General features: G+C 32.2%; 9 protein-coding genes. 6 read left to right on the forward strand and 3 right to left on the reverse strand.

What is annotated here, in order from left to right:
- Positions 1 to 334: 334 nt before the first annotated feature.
- From IV36_RS10060 to IV36_RS10075, 5 genes are all read left to right on the forward strand, one after another.
- Entirely contained in the window at positions 335 to 1,630 is a 1,296-nt protein-coding gene (locus IV36_RS10060; RefSeq protein ID WP_056992212.1) for a Y-family DNA polymerase, read from the forward strand.
- Entirely contained in the window at positions 1,623 to 1,952 is a 330-nt protein-coding gene (locus IV36_RS10065; RefSeq protein WP_235810306.1) for a hypothetical protein, read from the forward strand. Before IV36_RS10060 ends, IV36_RS10065 begins: the two co-directional genes overlap by 8 nt.
- The gene (locus IV36_RS12110) at positions 1,949 to 2,110 is read left to right on the forward strand and encodes a hypothetical protein (RefSeq protein WP_010077754.1); all 162 of its coding nucleotides are present in this window, start codon (positions 1,949 to 1,951) and stop codon (positions 2,108 to 2,110) included. The genes IV36_RS10065 and IV36_RS12110 overlap by 4 nt, the downstream gene beginning before the upstream one ends.
- 370 nt (positions 2,111 to 2,480) lie before the next feature.
- Complete coding sequence (locus IV36_RS10070) at positions 2,481 to 2,780, forward strand: hypothetical protein (RefSeq protein ID WP_235810308.1); 300 nt, start codon at positions 2,481 to 2,483, stop codon at positions 2,778 to 2,780.
- A 227-nt stretch (positions 2,781 to 3,007) separates the two neighbouring features.
- On the forward strand, positions 3,008 to 3,388 hold the full coding sequence (locus IV36_RS10075) for a hypothetical protein (RefSeq protein WP_056992216.1): 381 nt from the start codon (positions 3,008 to 3,010) through the stop codon (positions 3,386 to 3,388).
- Positions 3,389 to 3,732: 344 nt separating this feature from the next.
- Here the strand turns inward: IV36_RS10075 and IV36_RS10080 are convergent, their stop codons facing one another.
- The 3 genes from IV36_RS10080 to IV36_RS10100 all read right to left on the reverse strand — a co-directional run bounded on the left by IV36_RS10080 (position 3,733) and on the right by IV36_RS10100 (position 7,261).
- Entirely contained in the window at positions 3,733 to 4,671 is a 939-nt protein-coding gene (locus IV36_RS10080) for a N(5)-(carboxyethyl)ornithine synthase (RefSeq protein ID WP_056992218.1), read from the reverse strand.
- 455 nt (positions 4,672 to 5,126) lie between these two features.
- Positions 5,127 to 5,597 carry a nucleoside 2-deoxyribosyltransferase gene (locus IV36_RS10085; RefSeq protein ID WP_056992220.1) on the reverse strand — a complete coding sequence of 157 codons (471 nt, stop codon included), beginning with the start codon at positions 5,595 to 5,597 and terminating at the stop codon, positions 5,127 to 5,129.
- Positions 5,598 to 6,769: 1,172 nt separating this feature from the next.
- Complete coding sequence (locus IV36_RS10100; RefSeq protein ID WP_056992226.1) at positions 6,770 to 7,261, reverse strand: GNAT family N-acetyltransferase; 492 nt, start codon at positions 7,259 to 7,261, stop codon at positions 6,770 to 6,772.
- Between the two features lie 515 nt (positions 7,262 to 7,776).
- Between IV36_RS10100 and IV36_RS10105 the strand changes: the two genes are divergently transcribed.
- The gene (locus IV36_RS10105; protein WP_056992228.1) at positions 7,777 to 8,307 is read left to right on the forward strand and encodes a GNAT family N-acetyltransferase; all 531 of its coding nucleotides are present in this window, start codon (positions 7,777 to 7,779) and stop codon (positions 8,305 to 8,307) included.
- Positions 8,308 to 8,459 lie beyond the last annotated feature (152 nt).

Raw genomic sequence — 8,459 nt, forward strand, 5'->3', positions numbered from 1 at the left:
TAAAAGTCTTTTTTATCACAATTTGCCTGAAAATATTGCGACGTAAGTAAATTAAACAGGACTGGATCAAAATTCAATTTTTGATTCAGTCCTATTTATTTTGTATTAAAAATAACTGAGTGTGTAGCATAAACCAGTAAAATTCGTGATTAGACAAAGAACTTTCAATTACAGAACACGTTTATAAGGAATAAATGAAAATGACCGTTCAAAATTTAATTTTTGCCCCACCTCTCCTTCTACAGAAACTACCAAATTCGGCTGAAATTTTTATTTCATATTCTCTTGAAAATACGAACGTATGTTTGTATAATTAAAAAACGGAGGTGTTGTTATGAATTATCAAAATGAGCCTCATGGAGTATTCTTCATGATCGATAATAAATCTTTCTATGCAAGCGTTGAAAGTATTCAACGTGGTCTAAATCCACTTAAATCTGTTCTAGTGGTGATGTCCGAGCAGAAAAATACAAATGGTGGACTGGTCCTTGCAGCATCTCCAAGTGCGAAACGGATTTTTAACATTAAAAATGTGGATCGTCATTATGACTTACCTATTGATCCAAGATTATTAGTTGTACCTCCAAGAATGAATTTATATATTGAAAAAAATCTAGTAATCAATAAAATTTTCAATCGTTTTGTTGCAGAAACGGATCTATATCCTTATTCAATTGACGAATCAATTCTTGATTTAACACATTCATGGAAACTTTTTGGCTCTTCTCCTCTTGAAGTTGCATGCCTGATTCAGAAAACTGTCCGCAAAGAAACTGGACTCTACACTGCTATCGGCATTGGAGAAAATCCTATTCAGGCCAAGCTGGCTCTTGATATCTACGCAAAAAAATCTCCCCTCTTAATATCTAAGGTTAGTTATGACAATTTCGGCTCTAAATTTTGGAATATTACCGAATTGACATCTTTTTGGAGTATAGGTAAGAGGACTGCAAAAAGATTGAAAAAACTTTCTATTAATAGCCTCTTTGACTTAGCACATACCAATCCATTTAGGCTTAAAAAAGAGTTTGGCATTATCGGAACCCAGTTATTTGCATTAGCTTGGGGAATTGATCGCAGCAACCTTTGCGAATTTTTGAATGTTAAAAATCCCAGTGTCGGTAACTCTCAAGTTTTACCACGAGATTACATAAAACAATCTGAAATTGAAGTTGTTATCAAGGAAATCGGACAACAAGTTGCGGCACGAATTAGACACATTGGCAGAGTTACTGGTTGTGTTCATCTGGGAATCGGTTTTTCGTTGAGCAGTATTGAACACGGTTATAGCGGTTTTGCACATGAATTAAAAATCTTACCTACAGATAATACCCAATTATTAACAGAACAGCTCTTATTTATATTCCGTAGTTTTTGGCAAGGTGAACCAATTCGACATGTTGCCGTCTCCTATAGCCAGTTAAGTCCAAAACTGGGGGATCAACTGAGTCTCTTCGAAAATACTGATCTGCAGCTTAAGAAAATCATGTTTAATAGCCTAATTGACCGGATTCGTGAGCGATTTGGAGTAGAAGCAATCATGTATGCAAATAGCCTGCTAAAGGGTGGTACTTTCATCCAACGACAAAGTCTTGTAGGAGGACATAATGGAGGAAACTCATTTGAATAATTCAGTACAAGAAGCACACTATATTTTAAAACAAGTCAAGAAATACTTTAAACCAGGTATAAAGGCTCGTTATTATATCCTTGTAGTTAATGATAGATTTGATCACACTTTTAATTTTTTCTTTAATATCTTTAAACCAAAGCACTTTAGTCGCTCTATCCCTTTACATCGCATCAAACTCTATAACTTAGATTATCTTGAGAAGTTGATCAAGGAGCTGCGACAGGAAACACAGCTAACTATTAATTTTGTTCTGTTTGAAAACCAACGTTGGCCTAGTACAAATCAATTAATCTCATATAAAAGGAGTGAAAAAAATTGAATGATAAAGAAAAAATTGACGATGCTTTTGCCGAATACTTCTTCAAAAATTTCTATCAGGATCGTGGCATGCGCAAATGGCAGGGTTTCTTCTTAAGCGACCATACTCAAGCTCTGAAAAAGCAACGCATGAACCAAGAAAAAAATGATCAAGAATAACTATTGAAGTCATGCTGCTATCATTTGTTATTTTCAAATTTGTACGTAATGGCTAACAGAATTAATTTGAAAGTTTGCTTAGTAAATTTGAAAAATGAACCAGTCTCAAAAGAAGATATGTACCCCTCCTAAAACATGAACTATTTTAATTCTTTCATCCTTAAGAACTATTAGTCGTTACCTATCCTGTATAAATCATATTCCATGATTCAATAATTAATTAATGCTAGACTGAGGCTGAGAAGGATTTCTAGGATATACGAACGCAAAAAATCAAGTTTGATTTCTGCATATCTTCAGCTGTTATTCAAAGATTATCAAAACTAGCAATACTAGGAGTAATAAATAGCCATGTTTTTATATAAGTGAGGTGAATAAATTGATAAAGAAGGAATATGTCAAAAAACAGTTACTAAATAAAATCGATAAGATCAGGTTAGTAAGTGATAAGTATGAATATCAATTAACTGATGATGCTGATTTTGGCCACGACAACTACTATGAACGATATATAGATATTCAAGTCGTCAAAACAGGTGAAATGCTTGAAGCTATAAATGATGCCTACAATCACATTGACACGGAAGATGCCAAATCTTGGGACAAAAAATTAGATGAATTAGCAACCAGAATTACTGAACGCATAAATACCTTTGAAGAATTAGAGTAATTAAAACTTTTCTTATGTACAATTTTTGACTCTTACCCTTGCCTCCCCTGGTCATTTATAAATATCATTTTTTTGCCTTAAGCTGCTTTAATCCACTGGATAGGAATATATCCTCGTAAAGTCTTGGAACAATATATTAGCATTCTCAGTATTATTTGTATGGCAGAAAATTGCTTTAGGCTCCTGTTCCTCAGTTAATGGTATAATTGACTGAAAAGAGGCTAATTATGAATGAAAAAGAATTCTTGGTTTTTGTAAATCAAGAGAGTACCACTAATGTGACTGAAGCTACTTCTAAGTTTGTGTTGAATAAAATTTTTAAATATTTTTGTAAAATCGTTAATGATTATTATGCCAGTTATGAGGGAGCAGAGCACACTTTGACTGCTTATCGTTCAAACCAATCTGTCTCCTTATCTTTAAAAGGGATCGTTCTCACATATTGTTATCATAATTCAGCAAAAATAATTACTTTAACATTCAATGGCATACAGCAAAACAAGTTTTATTATTTAGGGGGGAATTTTATAGATTCCAAAAATAATAAGAAACTTGGAATTACTAATGTTGAGAGAAATTTGAATTTATTTGAAAAGGCAGCCTTCTAATTAGTTATTGCTGTCGGATATTTTTATTATTCTTTCGTATCAAACCAAATGTTCAAATATTATGGGTTATTATGGGCACCTCACTTCACGAAAATTTAAAATGTTATAGACTTATTTTGTAGAAAATGAGAGTGTAAAATAGATTGGTAAATTCGAAGCTAGACGAAGACTTTTAGTTTATGGCACACGTTTGTATGGAATTAATAAAAGGGCTGCTCAAAATTAACTTTTGAGTAGCCCTTTTTGTGTTCGCTGTATGTTAAAATTAGCTCTCACAAAAATTGCCTAAAAATGATTCAAATTATTATTACAGAATTGAGTAATTCTAGCAAATAAACATGTATTTATTTGTTGATCACTTTATCCTTTGTATTAATCAATGCATTTTTTAAAGCGTTTCCAATGTTTCCCGTCATTAACTGCTCGATATATGGGAATATAACTTCTGAATTATCTAAAGTAAATGTTTTAAAAAAGATGGATGGTGTATGATCTACCACATAATGCAAGATACCATTGACCTTATATGTTGGGTGCTCGATAGTAGTTGGAATACTTGTCTCTATTGCCCCATTTCTATCACAACTTACATCAATAATTAGTGCATCCTTTTTCATTAGTTTCAAATCCGTCTTATAGATTATATGGCCTTGTTCACTGCTATCCCATAAAACACAATTAACGATTACATCAAAATCAGCTAAATTAGATTTCAAAATGTTCACTGTTCTTCTATTGTATTGTATGGCTTCAGCATTTAATGAATCTAGTGCCCTTAAAGCCCCTCTTGCAGTATTTCCTCTTCCAATCACCGCAACTTTTGTTTCGCGCGGAAGTCTTCCATAACATTGAAAAGCATGAATGACAGCTGCTTCTCCAGCCAAAACATTGTTTTTCCAAAACACATGGCGTCCTTGATCAAACATCTTTTCCCATGCAAATATTCGCAGATTTAACTTCAAAATATTTTTAGTTACATCATTATTTTGCATTGCATGAATCCAACCAAAGATTGTTTGCCCACTTGATAAATTTTGGACGTACTTTTCCTCGCCAATTTTTACACCACAAACTATTGCTTGCTTCAAAACATCATCTCGTGAAGCAATGTGACAACCTAAATGACGATATTCGTCGTCAGATATTCCAAAATTGTATCCATACCCTTTTTCGAAATATAATTTTTGAGGATACTTCATTTTTCTTATATCTTTTGGAATCAGAACTATCCTTTTCTCATTTTCTTTCGTACTTAGAGGGAAGCCAACAGATTCAATAATCATAGTTTTTTCACCCATTTCTTTGCACAAACCGTATTATCTGGCAATTTTTCAGCCAAAATATACTCTGTGCTTTCGAACTTTTTTGATGATTTCATTTTGTTCACCTCTATAAGTCAGCTTAACACACTTCCTGAATAATAAGTTGTCCCCACACTTGCAACCTCTAAAGAACATGCTTGAGTTTCAAAAATAACAGTTAGTTTTGCTAACTATTTTATGAACCTAGTGACTATATTCACAAAAACCATCTTAGCGATTAGAAGTTATTTATTTCATACATAAAGTAGCGTTATAAAACCTGTCCCATCATAATTTTATATGTCTATTCTTTTTCTAATTACATAAAAACAGCCTCGCCTCCTAAAAGGAGACAAGGCCGCCTAAATCATATATTACTATTGCATTTGAGGCAGTGGTAAAAATAAAATTGTATTCTCCCCTTACTCTACTATTTCTTAATAGACTGCCCCTTCGTAATAGTTAAATGAAGGTTTTGTAAAATCATAATTCTTTAATTCACTCAACTTAATAAATATATCAGCTGTACCAAATGTCATAAGGTTAATAGGTTTACCCCATTCTTCATCTGGAACTGCAACTACAATGAATTTATTGATAGCCTTTGCATATCCTAGTTCGACCCCACAACCAATGTCTTCTTGAAGTGGGAGGTATGTAAATAATACAACATCGGAACTTTTTATTCCTACAATATCTCCATTAAATGTTGCGATAGCCCATTCCTTATCATGAAGGTATTCAGGATGTTCATCAACACGAATATTTTTATATTGATGCTCCAGCGGAACATATGAGTGCTCCATGTCTACACTTGGATTAACTTTTAAGGACTCCAGTGCAATATCATAAGATTTCTTTTGTGCAGGAGTAAACCAACCTGCTCCAAAATATACTGTCTTTGCCATTAACTATTCTCCTCTATAAATTGTGAATTTTTTTAAAACTATTTCTAATTTACCAAATTAAACTGTATCTGCATAGACTATATATCAAAGGCTTTCAAAAAATATATTGAACCAATGAAAAAGAAACGCTACTATATCAACGCTTCTGGATGGAGAATCAAAAATAGGCGTACCAATATCAAATAAGTCCTGTATTAAAGAACCAGCACAGCTGACACAAAATACACAGCAAGTTACTAGTAAAGCAAGCGCTAATTATTAGACATTCTCAAAACTTATAAATTAGAACCATTCTAAAAAATGATTCATTTTTGCTACATTGTGATATTATAAGAGTGAAAGGTCTGATTTCTGTGCATTTAATTGGCAAAAGTGGGAACGCTTTGGCTCATGATCGTAATTATTTAATAGAATTGCTAGATGAAGATATAAAAATCCATGGCAGGTTTGAGTGCTGGTGCATTTTCAAAATCGTTGATGGTATCAAATTATATACTTCCTACATGAAAATTAAAGATTATCGAACTGAAAAAATTAGGCTTAACAATTGCCGTAAAAACGGAGAGTACTTCGAAAGTCTCGAATCTACCGACCTACTTAAGATATTGAAGAGACGAAATAGAATTGAGTAAAAGATAGATTTTCTTCCAATTAAAATAGTCTTGCTTGTAAACTGTTACTCGATTGAGTGGCAGTTTTTTAGTGAAAAAAATTGGCCCCTTCAAGAACTATTTTTAATAAAATATAGAAGTAGTTTATTGATCCCAGCAAACATATTATCTGTACAACGAGTAAAAATAATTTGATTAAAGTTGTTGTATACGTTCCTGGAAGATATCTTCTCTCAGCATACTCGGGTTTACTAATAAAACTAAGTAGAATTAAAAAACACGGTAATAGAAAAATTATATACTTACCCTTCCCCCAAAGATCTACAGAATTTAACCCAATATGCACTGGGACAACATCTGGTAAATAAAAATATAGGCCACTAGCCAAAAGAAGTTCCAAAATATAGACAGTTATAAAAAAATAAAAAGAAAGTTTGTAAATTTTGTCAAACCACGCCACACTTATCATCCCTTCATCTGTCTCTGCATTAATTGTAGCACTTTATTAAAAGAACTATTTTTACGGCAATGTCATCCAAGGCAGGATACAGCAAAAATTATCTATTCTGTCTTCATACTTAAAAATTCTTGGACTGAACTACGATCATCTTCCTTGTCATACCGTTCTTCAAAGTTATTATTAGTATATTCTGTGATCACATTACGCCAAAATGCTTGGGCTGGGTAATTGTTTTTAATTTGTAGCACTTGCCATTTTCCCGGAAATGAATCAAAAATAGTATTCGCAGCCCTTTTGCCAATACCCTTACCCGAAAAATAATGTAACACAAAAAATTGTTCGATAAAATTAGGTTGATCATTATTAGCCTCTCTTACTAGTGCAAAACCAGCTATTTTATCATCTGCTAAAATAAAAAATGCATGGTAATAACTACCCTTCCAATAATCCATGAGATTGGCAGATTTAAATAATCCATCCGAGTTAACTTGAAGAGATGGAACATATGCACTAAACTCATATTCGTATAGTTGGAATAGATTTTGTAACGTCTGTTCTTGTTCTTGTGAAACTTCCTTTAAAGTAACATTCATTGTTGTTCCCCTTTAATTTATATACTAGTATGTACCTGCAACTAGCTACATACATGCTTCATGTTAAGTAAAAAATTTGGCAATAGCAAGCTTTCAAAAAATATTGATGTCTAAAAGAACATATTGTGATACTGTAAAAACTAAATGCCTAGTTTCTACGCGTTTAATTGACTAAAGTAGCTGTGCATTGACTAATAAGAACTACCAAAATATTTCAAAAAAGGATGGTCCTAGCGATATTTATATCGTGAAACATGAGTTTTTAGAAATTATAATTATTTTAATATTGGTAACCGTCTTAATTATTTTCTATCACAGCTCAATCATTTTTCTAACCGTTAAGGTGACTATTAAAAGAATCTGCTAAATAATGTGTACTAATCATAATCGATAAAAATATTTTAGTTACAAACACAAAAACTATCTCGGTAGGCTAACAACTGCATCGATTTCACTTTTTACACATAAACAAAATCTAATATTGTATCTAATTGAATAAACAGGGAGTAAACTAGATGAATTTGAAAATAATAAATAAAGATAATGAAAAGAGCCTGCTTCTAAAAAATAATGCTTTTGATATTTTGGGAGAAATGGTCGTAAGAAGGACAGACGAAAAATGGGATTACGAAATAAGAAAATACGATACTAAAAAAGTACGAAAACAAGTTTTTCCAGATGAAAAGTATAACTTAGAAGATATAAATAAAAATGGATTTGCAATAGGTGCATTTAATGAAAATGAAACTATTGGTTTGGCAATTTTCAACAATAATTGGAATGGATATTTATATCTAGAAGATCTAAAAGTCAATGAAAAAGACAGACGTAAAGGCGTGGCACATTCACTATTGAAATTTGCAGAAGTAATTGCAAAAGGAAAAAAATACAAAGGAATTTGGACAGTAGGACAAAATAATAATCTTGCTGCATGTAAATTTTATTTGAAATATGGTTTTGAGATTGGTGGATTGGATACTAGAGTGTATAAACACACTTCCCAAAAGGGAAAACAAGATATCCATTTTTATTACGATTTTACTTAACTTCAAGTATTATATGAAACAATAACTTTCATATTATGTTTATACAAGGTAACTTATACCCTCAATTAACAAGAAGAAATGGAGAGTTCTTATATGTGCTCCTAAGTCAATATTTGGCACATGTTTTTCTAGACACTTGTTCTGATTCTTTC

It is taken from the genome of Liquorilactobacillus mali, assembly GCF_001437155.1.
Lineage (GTDB): Bacteria > Bacillota > Bacilli > Lactobacillales > Lactobacillaceae > Liquorilactobacillus > Liquorilactobacillus mali_A.